The organism is Staphylococcus aureus, assembly GCF_001027105.1.
GTDB classification, from domain to species: domain Bacteria; phylum Bacillota; class Bacilli; order Staphylococcales; family Staphylococcaceae; genus Staphylococcus; species Staphylococcus aureus.
In genome coordinates, this window is sequence record NZ_CP011526.1 from 2,292,828 (window position 1) to 2,309,620 (window position 16,793).

The 16,793-nt window shown below is 32.0% G+C and carries 15 protein-coding genes; 4 read left to right on the forward strand and 11 right to left on the reverse strand.

Annotated features, from left to right (window positions below):
- Positions 1-15: 15 nt before the first annotated feature.
- The 3 genes from AA076_RS11705 to AA076_RS11715 all read right to left on the reverse strand — a co-directional run bounded on the left by AA076_RS11705 (position 16) and on the right by AA076_RS11715 (position 3,130).
- Positions 16-342 carry a PH domain-containing protein gene (locus AA076_RS11705; RefSeq protein WP_000599587.1) on the reverse strand — a complete coding sequence of 109 codons (327 nt, stop codon included), beginning with the start codon at positions 340-342 and terminating at the stop codon, positions 16-18.
- Positions 343-405: 63 nt separating this feature from the next.
- On the reverse strand, positions 406-1,149 hold the full coding sequence (locus AA076_RS11710; protein WP_000032854.1) for a SarA family transcriptional regulator: 744 nt from the start codon (positions 1,147-1,149) through the stop codon (positions 406-408).
- A gap of 25 nt (positions 1,150-1,174) precedes the next feature.
- Positions 1,175-3,130 (reverse strand): helix-turn-helix transcriptional regulator, encoded by a 1,956-nt coding sequence (locus tag AA076_RS11715; protein ID WP_000131832.1) that lies wholly within the window; start codon positions 3,128-3,130, stop codon positions 1,175-1,177.
- A 609-nt stretch (positions 3,131-3,739) separates the two neighbouring features.
- Here AA076_RS11715 and AA076_RS11720 point away from each other — a divergent pair.
- A complete protein-coding gene (locus tag AA076_RS11720) occupies positions 3,740-4,543 on the forward strand; it encodes a CHAP domain-containing protein (protein ID WP_000717381.1) in 804 nt (267 codons plus the stop codon).
- 16 nt (positions 4,544-4,559) lie between these two features.
- On the opposite strand, the gene AA076_RS15520 is transcribed toward AA076_RS11720, so the two are convergent.
- The 3 genes from AA076_RS15520 to AA076_RS11735 form a co-directional block, all read right to left on the reverse strand.
- The gene (locus AA076_RS15520) at positions 4,560-4,802 is read right to left on the reverse strand and encodes a hypothetical protein (protein ID WP_001789136.1); all 243 of its coding nucleotides are present in this window, start codon (positions 4,800-4,802) and stop codon (positions 4,560-4,562) included.
- Between the two features lie 173 nt (positions 4,803-4,975).
- Positions 4,976-6,376: a Na+/H+ antiporter NhaC gene (nhaC, locus tag AA076_RS11730; protein WP_000977737.1), complete on the reverse strand. Its 1,401-nt coding sequence runs from the start codon at positions 6,374-6,376 to the stop codon at positions 4,976-4,978.
- A 94-nt stretch (positions 6,377-6,470) separates the two neighbouring features.
- The gene (locus AA076_RS11735; protein WP_000684567.1) at positions 6,471-7,553 is read right to left on the reverse strand and encodes an NAD/NADP-dependent octopine/nopaline dehydrogenase family protein; all 1,083 of its coding nucleotides are present in this window, start codon (positions 7,551-7,553) and stop codon (positions 6,471-6,473) included.
- Between the two features lie 247 nt (positions 7,554-7,800).
- Between AA076_RS11735 and AA076_RS11740 the strand changes: the two genes are divergently transcribed.
- The 3 genes from AA076_RS11740 to AA076_RS11755 all read left to right on the forward strand — a co-directional run bounded on the left by AA076_RS11740 (position 7,801) and on the right by AA076_RS11755 (position 10,275).
- On the forward strand, positions 7,801-8,223 hold the full coding sequence (locus tag AA076_RS11740; RefSeq protein WP_000206108.1) for a DUF4870 domain-containing protein: 423 nt from the start codon (positions 7,801-7,803) through the stop codon (positions 8,221-8,223).
- A gap of 236 nt (positions 8,224-8,459) precedes the next feature.
- Entirely contained in the window at positions 8,460-8,960 is a 501-nt protein-coding gene (locus AA076_RS11745) for a CHAP domain-containing protein (protein ID WP_000737705.1), read from the forward strand.
- Between the two features lie 361 nt (positions 8,961-9,321).
- Complete coding sequence (locus AA076_RS11755) at positions 9,322-10,275, forward strand: 2-hydroxyacid dehydrogenase family protein (protein ID WP_000417016.1); 954 nt, start codon at positions 9,322-9,324, stop codon at positions 10,273-10,275.
- A gap of 91 nt (positions 10,276-10,366) precedes the next feature.
- Here AA076_RS11755 and AA076_RS11760 read toward each other — a convergent pair whose 3' ends face one another.
- The 5 genes from AA076_RS11760 to fdhF all read right to left on the reverse strand — a co-directional run bounded on the left by AA076_RS11760 (position 10,367) and on the right by fdhF (position 16,488).
- A complete protein-coding gene (locus AA076_RS11760) occupies positions 10,367-11,491 on the reverse strand; it encodes an FAD-dependent monooxygenase (RefSeq protein ID WP_000684141.1) in 1,125 nt (374 codons plus the stop codon).
- Between the two features lie 310 nt (positions 11,492-11,801).
- Positions 11,802-12,578 carry an N-acetylglucosaminidase gene (locus AA076_RS11765; RefSeq protein WP_000739224.1) on the reverse strand — a complete coding sequence of 259 codons (777 nt, stop codon included), beginning with the start codon at positions 12,576-12,578 and terminating at the stop codon, positions 11,802-11,804.
- Positions 12,579-12,599: 21 nt separating this feature from the next.
- Positions 12,600-12,833, reverse strand: a complete 234-nt coding sequence (locus AA076_RS11770) for a hypothetical protein (protein WP_000921246.1) — start codon at positions 12,831-12,833, stop codon at positions 12,600-12,602.
- A 227-nt stretch (positions 12,834-13,060) separates the two neighbouring features.
- Entirely contained in the window at positions 13,061-13,534 is a 474-nt protein-coding gene (locus AA076_RS11775; RefSeq protein ID WP_000840811.1) for a helical membrane plugin domain-containing protein, read from the reverse strand.
- Entirely contained in the window at positions 13,534-16,488 is a 2,955-nt protein-coding gene (gene fdhF / locus AA076_RS11780; RefSeq protein WP_001155264.1) for a formate dehydrogenase subunit alpha, read from the reverse strand. The genes AA076_RS11775 and fdhF overlap by 1 nt, the downstream gene beginning before the upstream one ends.
- Between the last annotated feature and the right edge of the window lie 305 nt (positions 16,489-16,793).

Below are 16,793 nucleotides of genomic sequence, written 5' to 3' on the forward strand. Positions count from 1 at the left end.
CTACATACATTGACATTATACTATCATATGTTGTTTTACATATTCAACAAACATTTCAACGTTAGCACTTTTAATATCATGCATTGGGACATTACCAATATTAAATTTGAACATTATAGTTTGACCATCATAATCTATCTTCTCTATTTCATTATAACTAATACTTCTATAATAAAATTGGCCATTCATATCTACATTCATAATTAATCTTTCATTTGTTGCTATAAATGCCCCTTCAAATTCATTCTCACCTTGAACTTGATACTCAATTATTCCTAGCACTGACGGACCCTTTTTTTCAGTTGGAAATAAATCATTTGGATTCACATTATCTAAAATCATAATATCCCTCCCACTTAAAACTATAAACTATTCTTCATAGGTATATGAAATACAAGTGATTAACTATTTATTATTAAGCTTAACTTGTATTCCCTTTTCAAGATAATTATAACATGCTTGAATAAGCATAGTGACTTTAGAAAACTTTTCTCGCTTGATTGTTACAATAACACGCCTTTCATCTAATTCACATCTCTCTTTTTTAACTAATCCCTTCAAAATTAAACACTTTAAAATCGGGCTAACCGCAAATATCGGGTGATGGAATTCACCCTGTAATTCTTTAACCGTCAATTGACCTTTATGCAGATTTAATATTCCTAAAACGTATAACTCTTCTAATGATAATTGACACATATTTAAATAACACTTTAGATTCCGCAATAATTCTTGTGACGACAATAAATACGATACATAGTCACAACTAAAATCAAATGTATATTGACCAAAATAACGTTCAATATAGTCACTAAGCTCATTATTCATATATTCTATTTTATCTATATGCATTTTATTAATCGAAATAGTCAATTTACGTTGATCCCTTTGATCTCTTCCTTTCAATAGCCATTGATGATTGTTTAAATAACTTAACATTTGAAGAAGGGCCATCTTAGATTGGATTTCTTTCATTTTTAATAAACTATCTATTGAAGCGCTATTGGAATCAGAATTATCATATTTAACTAATAGATTTAATAGTTTCACTTGAGTCAAAGTGAGATGAAATGAATATTTCAACATATCATTAATGACTTTCAACATTAGTATGTGTGCAGTTAAACGCTTAACTTTAAATTTAGACATCTTTAAAACCTCTCTTAAACCATGCCTATATCTCAAGATGATATTTCAAATGAACAATACTATTGCTTGAGACCATTAATGAATGATCATAAATATTTCTTTCTATAAAATTAGCTTTCCAATAACTGTGTTGTTGCATAATATCATTCACAAGTACACCATTTTCGGAAGTATGATTATCTTTATCTATACTTAAAACAATTTGTTTAGTTTTAGCATGGCTAAATTGTTGAAGACCCTTACACGATAAACGTATAGCGTCTGAATTCTCATTTAACAATGCGGCTGGCAAACAAATGACACATTGTACTTCATGTTTGAACTTCGTTACAATCATCGTGTCATTTTGATAAATAACAATCCCTCGTAATTGATTAAGTATATTTATGATAAAAATGAATATTGATAATCTAGTTAAATTTATTTCTTTGCTCGATTCACTTATAATTGACATGTGCATAATAAGTCCTCGAAATTTTGTATAATTTGTCAAAAGTTCAGAAACCTTATTAATATCAGACATTGTGATTTTTTCTTTTAAGTCATTATTCTCATTAATCAAATCTACATCACATATAATTTTAGAACGTGCAATAGACACCTGTTCTATTTGTCTTAGCGGTAAGATAAAATAGTCTATTAGATGATCAATTTCTTTATCATAGCGCGTATTCAACTCTTTTGGTTCCAGATGATATATTAATTCAAATACTCCTATATAATTATCTATTAAACGTTTCAGTTTTTGAATTGCAGTAGTATTTAAGTCGTTAATTAAAAATGCAATCTTACATCTATTACTCTCAAAAGTCATATTAAAAATTGTAGCTACTAGCTTTTCTATCTTGCCTCTTTCAGCACTCGTTAACAATTCCTTATATTCATGTTTAATACGAAACACTACATTTACATTGTAATTCACTATCTTTTGAAGTAATAAAGTGATTTGTTCAATCGATAGCTCATTGCTTGTGTCGATTGTAACAATTATATGCAAGTTTTCAGGATTAACACCTAATCTTTGAATGATTTGTTTAATAGTATAATAATCCATCCAATAAAAATTACTTCCTTTAATATAAATGTTTTTAGGTTGATACATTTGACTCCTTTTTGTAGGCTCAAAAGGTATATCAATCTCGCGCATACTTGAAGAACTTTGATTAGTATCATCAAATAATTCAATTATATTTTTATCAATTTCAACTAATTGGGAATGGTTAATTGAATGAGATGTTGGACTATATCTTTTTCTAATTAATTTAGGAGTGTTACCATACGTTTCTTTAAAGAGGTGTATAAAACGAGAATAATGATTAAAACCATGACTACTTGCGATTTCTTCAATAGGCTTCTTAGAAGTTAAAATATCAATTAAGCAATGCTCCAGTCTAATATGATTTAAATATTGAATAAAATTACTATAAGGTGTCGCTTTAAACATGTCACTTAAAGCTTTGTTTGTAATACTAACTTGATTAATGACATCTTTCCTATTTATCTTTTTATGGTGGTTGTTTGTTAAATAATCGTGCACTTCTTCGGCTACTAAATGACGACTACCATCGTATGTATTTAATGACATTAATTCAACACACATGTAATTAATAATCTTATCATTAGCATTATAAGACTGTTGTTTAATTTTGCTGTAGATTAAATACTTAATCAAGATTCTAAAAGTGCTAGCAACCTCATTTGTTAATATCTTGCCACGCATCATATAGTTTGCATTCATAAACTTCAAAAATGTCTTTGCACTTACTTCAACAACACAACATACACTATCATCATTACCATCAATTTGATACAAATCATTCAACATAATAATGGTGACATCATTTCTTTTTACATCATATTGTTGTAGATTGATTGAAACTACACCTGTACCTTGTAGCCAATATATAATTTTTAAGTTCGCTTCCTTCACACTACTCATTTTCATACTTTTATAAATATGTAGTGAATAATTATCTGTCATCTTACATCCTCACATATACAAATATATTGATTTACTCCTGTTTGTCTTTCTCAAATCAATTGTCAACATCTAATATTCACTACCAATTATATCGCCACATGTTTTTTAGCAGTAACAAAACATAAATCGATTATATCAAATAATACTTTTATTAAAACATTTTTTTATGCTAAATTAGGATATTTTATCCATTAAATATACATTTTCATCCAAATACCAAAGCTTTCATAATCATAGAAACTTGATCGTTCGTGTCGAATTTTTATGCATTTTCTGATTAAAAGTCCTATATTATGCACAAAATATACATTTAGAATTTTCAGTAATATTACAAATTTGTAACAGACTTATTTTCGAAACATTCAGTTTTCACAAAGAATGCCGTAGTTATAAGTTTTGCAAAATGCAAATTTCTATACTTTTAAAATTCTATTGTGTCAAGATATTAGCAAAAAATTACAAAACGTTAACAAAGCACACAAGGACGCTAATTTCTGTTATAGTCTTTCTTGTCGTTTAATTACGAGAGATAACTTATAACATTAATTTTGTCACACGGACATTACGAAAATATTTTAGATTTAAAATTTTTAGGAGGATATTTTTAAAATGAAGAAAATCGCTACAGCTACTATCGCAACTGCAGGATTCGCTACAATCGCAATTGCATCAGGAAATCAAGCTCATGCTTCTGAGCAAGATAACTACGGTTATAATCCAAACGACCCAACATCATATAGCTATACTTACACTATTGATGCACAAGGTAACTACCATTACACATGGAAAGGTAACTGGCATCCAAGTCAATTAAACCAAGATAATGGCTACTACAGCTATTACTACTACAATGGTTACAATAACTATAACAATTACAACAACGGTTATAGCTACAATAACTACAGCCGTTACAACAACTACTCAAATAATAATCAATCATATAACTACAATAACTATAATAGTTACAACACAAACAGCTACCGTACTGGTGGTTTAGGTGCAAGCTACAGCACTTCAAGCAACAATGTTCAAGTAACTACAACTATGGCTCCATCATCAAATGGCCGTTCAATCTCAAGTGGTTATACTTCAGGACGTAACTTATACACTTCTGGTCAATGTACATACTACGTATTTGATCGTGTAGGTGGTAAAATCGGTTCAACTTGGGGCAATGCAAGTAACTGGGCTAACGCAGCTGCAAGAGCTGGTTACACAGTGAACAATACACCAAAAGCTGGTGCAATTATGCAAACAACTCAAGGTGCATACGGTCACGTTGCATACGTTGAAAGTGTTAACAGCAATGGTTCAGTAAGAGTTTCAGAAATGAACTATGGTTATGGCCCAGGTGTTGTAACTTCACGTACAATCTCAGCTAGCCAAGCTGCTGGTTATAACTTCATTCACTAATTAGTGATGGCTATGTTTACGCCAACAAGGTTTCAAGAGCCTTGTTGGCTTTTTTAATTTCTATGAAAAAAATCGAATTGGTAAAAATCTCAAAATTTCGATTTTCACCAATCCGATTCACTCTGTAATAAAGAATAAACAACATACAGCCATTGACACACCCAAATTTAGGCATGTCAAATCGGCTATACATTGATAAATTTTTAGTTAAAGTACTTACAAATATACTTGCCTTCAAATTCTCAATTAATTTAGTCATTACAAATCATGACATAAAACTTACATTACATATATCAACATGTTCCGCTACAAAACATATTCAGTATATGTATAGAGGATATTTATTCTAAGTTAAAACCTTTTCAAATTATAACCGCTACAATTATAAATGATTAAAGTGTTTCAACATATTATATATATTCCACGCTCACATTAAGTTAAACGTGAATTCGATGACTTTTTAATACCTATCCCTGTAAAACCATAGATAATTGCTATAATTGCGCATAAATAACATGGTACTGTCCATATGAAAAATTCTTCAACAGAGACATGAAGTTGATTCGTATAGTAAATACCTGATGTTCCCCATGGTATTAAAGGTAAGACCATCGTACTTGAGTCTTCAAGTGTTCTTGATAAAACGGAACGAGAGACTTGGTATTTTTCGAACAAATCTTTCATTAACACACCGACCATAATAATTACAATCGAAGCAACACCTGCAGCGAATACAAGCGCAATACAACAAATAACAGTAATACATATTAAACTTCCTACAGAATGGATGCCTTTAGAAATAGTAGTTAATAAGACTTCTAAACATCCTGCTTTTTCTACAATACCTGCAAATGCATATCCGCAAAATATCGTTACTAATATTTGGGTCATACTCATCATACCACCCTGTTCTAACAAGCTTTTCACACTGGATGAAATATGAGACTGATGTATCATTGATTCGTTAAAACCACTAAATGTTGCTTTGAAACCATCTGTCATTTTGAAATGATGATTAAAAGTCCCCACTATAATGGCAGAAAAGCTTGATATTAGCATAGCTGGCACTGTAGCCATTTTAAATAGCAAACAAACAATGATCACAATTAAGGGAACCCAGACCCATATGTTAATTTGATAAATCTGTGCAAGCTCTGATAACAAAGTTTGAATCTGTTTATCATTTGAATGCCCTTTAAATTGAAATCCAGCAATAAACCATACTAATAAACCTATGATTGATGCAGGTATCGTCGTCCACATCATCGAATGTATATGTTTAAATATATTAACTTTAGTAACAAGCGCCGCTAAATTAGTTGTATCTGATAATGGTGACATTTTATCGCCAAACACAGCCCCTGCTATAATAGCACCCGCTGCCATCCCTGGAGGAATCCCCAATTGATTACCAATAGAAATAAGTGCAATCCCTGCAGTTGATGCAGAGCCCCATGCTGTACCAGTTGCTACAGATGTAACAGCACTTATAAAAAAGGCTGATATTAAAAAATAGCTTGGATTCAATAAATCTAAGCCATAATAAATCAAGGCTGGCACTGTGCCAGAAAACATCCAACTGCCTACTATAATTCCTACCGCTAGTATAATTAAAATTGCAGGCATTGCAGTATTTAAACGTTCTGCAATGCCTTTTTCTAAATCTTGCCATGTTAAGCCTACACGTTTTGCAATCCATGTGGCATATGCTGAGGCAATAATTAATAATACTTGAATTGGAATATCAAAAAACACAAAGCCTGTTACAACAACAATAACCATTACAATCATTGTCGAAATTGATTCTAAAAAGGTGGGTTTTCTTTTCATCATCTATCGTCCCCTTCGCTTATTGATGAGAAACCTCTTTTCTTCAATTTATTGCTTTTGCATAATGCTATATCCTTTTCTATCTTCAAGCCATCATTTATTTTAAATATTTTTCTAAATCAAGCTTATCTAAACCAATTTCTTCAACTGTTAAGCCTTCCTCAAAGAAGTCTCTCTCTAAAATGGTTGATGCAATTACAATTACTGCATCTATATTTGGTGTCGGTACATCAATAACACGACCTAAGCTTGACCATAGTACTAAACCATATGCAATATCTTCAGTTAAATATCTGCTTTCTACATGATTTGGTCCTGGAATTTGTGAAAATACTGGGCTTGTATTAAACAAACGATTTAATGGTTCATCTTCTTTATCACGTTCTAAATAACCACGTTCAATACGTGATTCTTTAGCTGTTGATAATTCAAAACCTAATCTACGGCCTAAATTCAAACGTTCTAATTCGATTGCATGAAGTAATCTAACTGTATGTTTAGTAATTCCTTCTTTATATAAAGCGAACTCGCCAGCATAATCAATGCGACCGACATTCAATAATGTTGGTCCTGGATGCACTTCAGGATTACCATTTTCAAGATTTGTTTTAATTAAGCTTTCCTCTTTTACTAAATGATCATAAATACTTGAAACTTTGTCATAACAATCATTTAGACAGCTTCTATCATATGTTGAAAAGAAGATACGACGTACATTTAGAGATAAATCAACTGCTGCATTTTCAAAATCGACACGCGTACCATACGTCAACGTATTAGCTTCCGCTAGTTGTGGTTTTGTTTCAATATGTCTATCTTCTAAAACATTCATAAAACGAATTGACCCCATTGCTGCAGCCATGTTGAAGAATATCAACTGATTATCAGTTACATGCTCTGCCATTACATCAGCATAATACTCTATGTATGAAGATGGAATAATCACTTGAACAATTTCAGCATCTTTTAAAACATATTCCATATCATCACTAATATCAGTGAATTTTACGAAACGTTCATCACCTTCATTATTAAAATCAAATCCGCCCTTTTCGATTGCGTTTTGAAACTTACTTATAGATTGATTACGACAATATAATTTAACATCGTGGCCTTTGCTCACCATATCTACTGCTGCCGTAACTGCGCCATTTCCTGATCCTACAATTGCTATTTTCATAAACAACCCTCTTTCTATCTTTGGTTAAAATTAAAAACAAATTATACGTAAGACAATATAAAAATGATGCGAATTCATTACGCATCATTATAAATGTTAAGTATATATAACCTTAAATTAACCTATTTAAACGCCGACGTCCACCAATTATTTTTATTTTTAATAATTGTTTAATAAACATGTTTATTTTTGATTATATTTTGTTATAGTTAAAGATAATATTACAATTTTCAAAGGAGTGTCTAATATGACAACTGAAATGAACGACGTAACAAATCATCAACCGAATCGCAAATCCAATGATGAGAACATTATGGCGATGCTTATCTATTTATTAAGTTTATTCACATCTATTATTGGTCCACTGATAATATGGTTATTGAAAAAAGATGAATCGAAACTAGTTGATCGTGCTGGAAAAAATTATCTTAACTATACGATTTCTTATATTATTTGGTCTATCGTTTTAGTCGTTATCACTTTAATAGGCGTTTTCCTAATTGCTACAGATATTGATTTCATTATTATTATAGGTTTCATCATTACGTTTATCGGTATTTTATCCATATTCGCTTTCTCAATATTATCTTTTGTATTCACAATTATTGCGTGTGTCAAATATTATAATGGCCAAGAATATATAATACCTTTAACAATTCGATTTATTTAAACATATTACAAATAAATATTTCCTATTAATTATCTGTTAATCTCATTGTAACTTTGACTAATTTTTATTACAAAATTAGTCAAAGTTTTTTTATTCTTTTACAAATCAATAACATTCCCCACAAGAAGCATTAATTTTGTTAAAGTAACTATTGTCATCAATTCGAGATGTGAGAATAAAACAGTCGCTACGTTTTATTTATAAAAAAAGATATAGAACTTTGGAGGACTTTATTCATGAAAAAATTAGTAACAGCAACTACGTTAACAGCAGGAATCGGCACAGCATTAGTAGGTCAAGCACATCATGCAGATGCTGCTGAAAATTATACAAATTACAACAACTATAACTACAACACGACTCAAACTACAACGACTACGACAACTACGACAACTACATCATCAATTTCACATTCTGGTAACTTATACACTGCAGGACAATGTACTTGGTATGTATATGATAAAGTTGGCGGAGAAATCGGTTCTACTTGGGGAAATGCTAATAATTGGGCTGCTGCTGCACAAGGTGCTGGATTCACAGTAAATCATACACCTTCTAAAGGCGCTATCCTACAATCTTCTGAAGGACCATTTGGTCACGTTGCATATGTAGAAAGTGTAAACAGTGATGGTTCAGTTACAATTTCAGAAATGAATTATAGTGGCGGACCTTTCTCAGTAAGTTCTAGAACTATTTCTGCAAGTGAAGCAGGTAACTACAACTACATCCATATTTAATATAAACACGATGATACATATTGTCTTGAAACTTAATTCTAGTACATATGTCATCAAAAAACTTTGAGCTTTCCTTTATAGGAGAAGCTCTTTTTTTGCTATTTTTCGTTGCCACCTACTTATTTATATTTCCTCCCATATTCAAAATATTAATTTTTTCTAATACTATTAACTTTAAAACTACGTTATCTAATTTAATTGATCCAGTTTTTCCACATTACAATATTCATAGTTCTACAGTGCCTAAGTTATATCGCCTCCATCAAAAGTACGCGCTTACATCATTGATACACAAGACATCATGACATAGTTGTATACTGTCTAATCTTCTACTATACTAAGATAAAAGGAGTGATCTTTTATGGAAAAAGTTTATGTTGCTGGTGCAATACCAGAAGTAGGTTTAAAACTTTTACAAGAACATTTTGAAGTTGAAATGTATGAAGGTAAAGGATTAGTCGATAAAGACACTTTAATTAAAGGTGTTAAAAACGCGACTGCCTTAATTAGTTTATTATCTACAAACGTTGATAAAGATGTTATCGATGCTGGTAAAGACTTAAAAATCATTGCCAACTATGGCGCTGGTTTTAATAATATTGATATCGAGTATGCCCGAGAAAAAAGTATAGATGTTACAAACACACCTAAAGCATCAACAAACGCGACTGCTGATTTAACAATTGGATTAGTACTTGCAGTAGCGCGTCGTATTGTTGAAGGGGACCAATTATCACGTACAACTGGATTTGATGGATGGGCACCTTTATTTTTCAGAGGTAGAGAAGTATCTGGGAAAACAATCGGCATTATCGGTTTAGGTGAAATTGGTAGTGCAGTAGCTCGTCGTGCAAGAGCATTTGACATGGATGTGCTATACACTGGACCTAATCGCAAAGAAGAAAAAGAACGAGAAATCGGTGCAAAATATGTAGATTTAGATACACTATTAAAGAATGCAGATTTTATCACTATCAACGCTGCTTATAATCCTAAAATGCATCATTTAATTGATACAGAACAATTTAAAATGATGAAATCTACGGCGTATTTAATCAATGCCTCTCGTGGTCCAATCGTGCACGAACAAGCACTAGTGCAAGCATTGAAAGATAATGAAATTGAAGGTGCTGCACTTGATGTATATGAATTTGAACCAGATATTACCGATGACTTAAAATCACTTAATAATGTAGTATTAACACCGCATATTGGTAATGCTACATTTGAAGCACGTGACATGATGTCTAAAATTGTTGCTAATGCTGCAATTAGTGCCGTTCAAGGTGAGAAACCACAATTTGTCGTTAACTAATAATTGAATTTATTATAATAACATTATAAAAACAAGAACCCCCATATGTTGAGCTCTCGTTTCAACATACGGGGGTTTTCATATTGTTGTATTATTTTTCTTTCGATTTATATAAGAATTTAGTTTGTCCAGCTGCTAATGCATTTGGCATCATTTTCATAATACGATTTCTAACTGCAACAAATAAACGACTACGATATTGGGCAATTTTACCGATTTTTCTAGAACGCTTAATTACTTTTGCAGTATGTTTGACACGTATTTTATCATAACGCTGTAATGCTTTTTCAAAGTCGTATGCGTTAAAACAATTTACTAATACGATAGCATCTTCCATTGCTTGTCCAGCACCTTGCCCCATATTAGGCGTTGTCGCATGTGCTGCATCTCCTAGTAAAATAGTACGACCATAAACAAAAGATTTGAGTGGTTTCAAATCATAAATATTATGCAATAAGATACCTGTTTCACTTTGTTTGTCTAAGATCTCTCTAACTTCATTTGGATAGTGATTAAAGTATGCTTGCAAATGAGGTTTACCAAACGAACTATATTTATGATTGTTTTCCTTCGAGTTAATTGTAATGAACCAATATGCTTGATTATTTAATAACGGAACAATACCTACTCTTCCTTTTCTTCCCCAGTATTCTTTTGCACAATCCGGATGCTTTAAATCAATATCATCAATTAAACCTCTAAAGCATGTATACCCTTGATATAATACTTTACTGTCAGCATTTACAGATTGTCTCACTTTAGAATGAATTCCATCAGCACCAATACATAAATCAAATGCTTCACTTTCTTGTTCCGCGAAATGTATGGTAACTTTATCTGTCTCATTATCTATATGCGTGACTTCATGATTTGTAAATATTGCGTCATCTTTTACATAAGATTTAATAATGTCAATTAATGTTTGGCGTGGTAACGTCACATTCAATGTATTACTTTTTAATTTAACAGTAGTTAACAGGCGATCTTTGTCATCTAACACTGTCATTGTAGATAAGATTTGCCCAGCATTTTTAATACCTTTAGCTAAGTCATGATTACCTAGTTTTTTAAGCACATTATCTCCGATACCAATCCCAGCGCCAATTTCTTTAACTGACTCATTTTTTTCAAAGACTTTAATAGTATGACCTTGTTCTTGTAATAATGCAGCAGCTGTTAATCCACCGATGCCTGCACCTATAATTGCTATCTTCATATTGTCACCTCTATATTTTTCATTCTTTTCTATTTTATCACATGCACTATTGTTTAAAAATGACTCTTGGAACTAACGTTTCATTTTTAAGGACTTAAGTGTATTATCTGCACCATTGTATATTACATGCACATTTAGACAGCAATATTCATTTACATCATGTACATTTGTAACAATGATGTGGGATATAGCATATTTGATGCTATATAGCGTTTTTTGTTAGGTTAAAATCCATTTAACTAACACACTCAGAATGCGCTAAAGGAGCTCGAAACAATAAATTGTTCCAGCTCCTTTAAGCACCGATGTCTTATTTATAATATGTTTGTCTAATATCATCTTTCTTTATACCAAACTGCTTATAGGATTTATCCATTAATTTGGCAATTTTATCTGCCCAGCGAATGTCACTCGCATATTGATGTTGCGCAGGATTTTCTGGATTCCATCGCATTTGATATAAATTCAGTTGATTGTTTTCAAAATATTCATTACGAATGAACTTTGCACCACCAATAATCGCCTTATCTGGTGATGTCCATTGTTCCTTTTCAGCATAACTTTTCCCACTACGAACAGCACTACTATCGAATGCTCCTATACCAAAAAAGTTGTAATAGCGTTTTTTCCCATCTTTAATGCCTTTTGCTAATTCTGATTTGCCGTTACCTGTTTCTACTAATGCATGGCTAACAAGATAAATGACATTAACCTCATATTTTTCTTGAGCTTCTAGAAAAACTTTCCCTCGATTTTCTAAAATCCCCTTACCTTTTAGCAATTGGTTAACTTCAGATTCCGACATTGGCACTTTTTCTGTGATATCCATATACTTCATATCATTGTCTTTATGTGAAATAGTCATTGCTTTAGCAATTTCATTATTATTTGCTTCAACAAATTTACCATCCTCTTCTTTTGTCTGTACAATACCTTTCCCTTGTTGCATTGAAACAGCCTCATCAAAAGAGTAATTCACATCATTTTTAAACAATTTAGTTTCATTCACGATGAGTAATACAGCAAAAACAACTAAAATAACTATCAATAGTAGCGTTGAAATGCGTAACTTGAAATTCTTCTTCATATAGACAAAACCTCATTTTTCTTACTTAGACAATAAAAAATATGCCACTACAATCGCTAATATTACGATTAAAAAAGAAGCGTTAACGATTACTTTCATCGTTGTTCTATCTCTGAACATCATATTAAAGACAACTAGACTAATTGATAATGAAACAGCAAAAAAAGTAATAGCTAACACTAATTTCATCATAAATAGACAGACTAAACCTATGACTAATAATGTATTAGAAATTACAGCTGACGTTTTTAACATTCTCGAATTAATATGCACTCACCCTTTTTATTTAAATAACTTACATAATCATAATAATACATGATGTTTCATAGGCCTGTCGATGATTGATTCACAATAGCACGTGATTTTTTTGTTTTTCAATATTATTCATTTATTCCATCAAAAACACCCTTTTTAATTTTTACAAAAATTAAAAAAAGTGCTCCTACACTGCTTGCATGTAGAAACACTTTTTCATTGTAATGTTATTCTTCTCGAGACATACCTTTTAGCATATTAAGCATGTATGTTAAACTACGGTTCATGTCGTCATCTTTCAATACGCCCAATAGACTTCTTATAGTTGTCTTAGCATTTGGACTCGCTTGATTGGCAACGTGTAATCCTTTATTAACTTTATTTAGGAAGTCGCTTAAATCTGATACATTGAGTTCACCTAATAAAAATACCATTGAAGCCATATTAGATAATAGCCCTGTATAAATATCTTTATTAAGTTCAACTGCAAATTTATTTATGATGACTTGACGTCCTCGAATTGCACCATTTAAAGCATCTAATAGTTTTGCATCATCTAATGTTTTAATAAGCTTGATTGCTTTTAATATACTATCTTTATTCGCTGCAATTGCCTCTGTAACTTCATTTAAACTTTCTAACTTAATTTGTTCTTCTGATTTTTCTAAGCGTCTAATTTTAGAAGATATTCTCTCAGCCATTATTTATCCACCTGATTTCCCGGGAAAACATAATCTGAACGTTCCCATTTTTTCTGTACTTGAACACTGTACTGCGGTTGACGTTTTTTATTGACACGGAAATTATTAGGGTTCAACGGTGACTTACCACGTTTCGTAATTACCTCCAAACGACAGCTAGTACGTTTATAAGATGGTGTATCCGTGTATTGATCAACATCACTATTAGTTAATAAGTTAATTGCACCTAGATCTCCATTTTCCATCGCATCATTATTTAATGGAATATAGATTTCTTTACCTTTAACACGATCTGTCACGTGAACTTGTAATACCGCTTCTCCTGTTTCAGAAATCAGCTTAACTTCTGCACCTTCATGAATGCCTCTATCTTCAGCAAGCTCTGGAGAAATTTCAACAAATGCACGTGGCACTTTGTATTTAATCATTGGTGTTTGATAAGTCATATTACCTTCATGGAAGTGCTCTAACAATCGACCATTGTTTACATGAATATCATAAATTTCATCTTGCTTAAAGTAATTATCAAATGATAATGGGAATAATTTTGCTTTACCATTATCAAAATTGAATCCTTCTAAGTATAGAATAGGCTCATCAGTACCATCAGGTTGTACTGGCCATTGTAAACTATTGAATCCTTCTAAACGATCATAACTTACCCCAGCATATAGAGGTGTTAAGCGTGCTACTTCATCCATAATTTCACTAGGATGCTTGTAATTCCAATCAAATCCTAATCTATTAGCAATTGCTTGGAAAATTTTCCAGTCAGGTTTTGAATCACCAAGAGGTTCTAATGCTTGGTATAAACGTTGAATACGACGTTCGGTATTTGTAAAAGTACCGTCTTTTTCAAGTGAAGGACTTGCTGGCAATACAACATCTGCGTATGTTGCTGTGAATGTTAAAAATTCATCTTGGACTACCATGAAATCTAATTTTTCAAACGCAGCTTGTACAAAATTAATATTTGAATCCACAATACCCGTATCTTCACCATATAAGTACAATGAGTGTACTTCTCCGTCATGTATACCTTCTACCATTTCATGATTATCTTTACCAGCTTTTGGATTCAATTTAACGCCATATTCTTTTTCAAATTTAGCGCGAATATCATCCGCTTCAATACTTTGATAACCAGTAATCTTATCAGGCATACTTCCCATATCACTACATCCTTGAACATTATTATGTCCACGTAATGGATACGCACCAGTACCAGGACGACGATAATTACCTGTTACTAATAATAAGTTTGAAATCGCTGTACTTGAGTCACTACCAATGTCTTGTTGTGTAATACCCATTGCCCAACAAATTACAACAGATTCAGCTTTAGCACATTCTTCAGCAAATTTAATCAATTCTGATTCAGGAATACCTGTTGCTTCTTCAGCAAAAGCCATTGTAAATGTTTCTAATGATTTGTAATATTCATCAAAATCATCTACCCACTCATCAATAAATGCTTTATCGTGTAAATCATGATCAATAATATACTTAGTCACTGCACTTAACCACGCTAAATCCGTACCTGGTTTAGGTTGATAAAAACGATCCGCACGTTCTGCCATTTCATGTTTTCTAATATCAAATACATGTATTTTTTGACCAAATAATTTTTGTGCACGTTTCATGCGTGATGCGATAACTGGATGAGCTTCGGCTGTATTAGTACCTATCAATACAGACATTGCCGCTTTTTCTAAATCTTCAATACTACCTGAGTCACCGCCGTGTCCAACCGTTCTAAATAAGCCTTTTGTTGCAGGTGCTTGGCAATATCTTGAACAGTTATCAACGTTATTTGTGCCAATAACTTGTCTTGCTAATTTTTGCATTAAATACGATTCTTCATTCGTCGCTTTAGAAGAAGAAATGAATGATAGTGCATCTGGGCCATGCTTTTCTTTAATAGCTGTAAAATTATCTGCAATGACGTTTAAAGCTTCATCCCATTCTACTTCATGGAACTCACCATTTTTCCTTACTAGTGGTTTAGTTAATCGTTGATCTGAATTAATATGTCCCCATGAAAACTTACCTTTAACACAAGTCGCAATTTTATTTGCTGGAGAATCATGTGATGGTTGTACTTTTAAAATTTCTCTATCTTTAGTCCAAACTTCAAATGAACAACCCACACCACAATAAGTACACACTGTTTTAGTTTTCTTAATACGCTCTTTACGCATTTCTGCTTCTGAATCTGAGATTGCAAATAGTGGACCATAACCAGGTTCTGCTTTTTTAGTTAAATCAATCATTGCTGCTAATGAACCAGGTTCCGTATCAGTCATATAACCCGCATTACCTTCCATATTCACTTCCATCATGGCATTACATGGACATACCGTCGCACATTGACCACAAGATACACATGAAGACTCATTAATCGGTACATCATTATCCCAAATAACACGTGGATGTTCACGATCCCAATCAATTCTAATAGTTTCATTCACTTCGATATCTTGACATGCTTCTACACAACGCCCACATAAGATACATTGATTTGGATCATAACGATAAAATGGGCCGTAATCTTTTTCGTATGGCTTCTCTTTATATTCATACGTTTGATGCTGAAGCCCCCATGCATCCATCGTATTATGAATTTCACAATCACCATTATTATAATCACATACTGTACAATACAGCATATGCTTTTCTAAAATTCGATCAAGCGCTTCTTTTTGAGCATCTTTCACATCATTGTTCACAGTATTTACAGTCATTGGACGATCAATCACCGTACTACATGAACGTTCAATTTTACCGTCAATCTCAACAGTACATGTATCACATGTTTGAATTGGTCCCATCGACTCGTTATAACAAATTGAAGGTACAAAAGTATCTTGTGATTTAATAAATTCAAGTAAATTCGTACCTGGTTCTACAAGATAATCTTTTCCATCAAGTGTAACCACCAAATGTTCTTGCATATTACTCACCCCGTCTATATATATTTTCCGTAAATGACTTTTAATAAATTGCTCATATCCACCTAAAATAACGATGCCCCACACATCTTTCAGATAGAATTAATTTAATTGTATTACTTTATGTACTAGTTGTTAAGTAAAATTTTGTATTTTGCCTTTTTACAATCATTTTTATTTGAAATATTTTGCGCGAAATTAAATCATCTTTTTGTTTAATTGAAAATAATTATCATTATTAGTTTTCCAATTATCTGTTTCACGCTTTTTGCCATATCTTTCACAACCTTATTAATGACAATATTTAA

What these genes read in the sequence shown, in the direction of transcription:
- AA076_RS11705 (WP_000599587.1), bottom strand. Translation starts at nt 342, where the DNA reads ATGATTTTAGATAATGTGAATCCAAATGATTTATTTCCAACTGAAAAA.
- AA076_RS11710 (WP_000032854.1), bottom strand. Translation starts at nt 1,149, where the DNA reads ATGTCTAAATTTAAAGTTAAGCGTTTAACTGCACACATACTAATGTTG.
- AA076_RS11715 (WP_000131832.1), bottom strand. Translation starts at nt 3,130, where the DNA reads ATGACAGATAATTATTCACTACATATTTATAAAAGTATGAAAATGAGT.
- AA076_RS11720 (WP_000717381.1), top strand. Translation starts at nt 3,740, where the DNA reads ATGAAGAAAATCGCTACAGCTACTATCGCAACTGCAGGATTCGCTACA.
- AA076_RS15520 (WP_001789136.1), bottom strand. Translation starts at nt 4,802, where the DNA reads ATGACTAAATTAATTGAGAATTTGAAGGCAAGTATATTTGTAAGTACT.
- nhaC (WP_000977737.1), bottom strand. Translation starts at nt 6,376, where the DNA reads ATGATGAAAAGAAAACCCACCTTTTTAGAATCAATTTCGACAATGATT.
- AA076_RS11735 (WP_000684567.1), bottom strand. Translation starts at nt 7,553, where the DNA reads ATGAAAATAGCAATTGTAGGATCAGGAAATGGCGCAGTTACGGCAGCA.
- AA076_RS11740 (WP_000206108.1), top strand. Translation starts at nt 7,801, where the DNA reads ATGACAACTGAAATGAACGACGTAACAAATCATCAACCGAATCGCAAA.
- AA076_RS11745 (WP_000737705.1), top strand. Translation starts at nt 8,460, where the DNA reads ATGAAAAAATTAGTAACAGCAACTACGTTAACAGCAGGAATCGGCACA.
- AA076_RS11755 (WP_000417016.1), top strand. Translation starts at nt 9,322, where the DNA reads ATGGAAAAAGTTTATGTTGCTGGTGCAATACCAGAAGTAGGTTTAAAA.
- AA076_RS11760 (WP_000684141.1), bottom strand. Translation starts at nt 11,491, where the DNA reads ATGAAGATAGCAATTATAGGTGCAGGCATCGGTGGATTAACAGCTGCT.
- AA076_RS11765 (WP_000739224.1), bottom strand. Translation starts at nt 12,578, where the DNA reads ATGAAGAAGAATTTCAAGTTACGCATTTCAACGCTACTATTGATAGTT.
- AA076_RS11770 (WP_000921246.1), bottom strand. Translation starts at nt 12,833, where the DNA reads ATGTTAAAAACGTCAGCTGTAATTTCTAATACATTATTAGTCATAGGT.
- AA076_RS11775 (WP_000840811.1), bottom strand. Translation starts at nt 13,534, where the DNA reads ATGGCTGAGAGAATATCTTCTAAAATTAGACGCTTAGAAAAATCAGAA.
- fdhF (WP_001155264.1), bottom strand. Translation starts at nt 16,488, where the DNA reads ATGCAAGAACATTTGGTGGTTACACTTGATGGAAAAGATTATCTTGTA.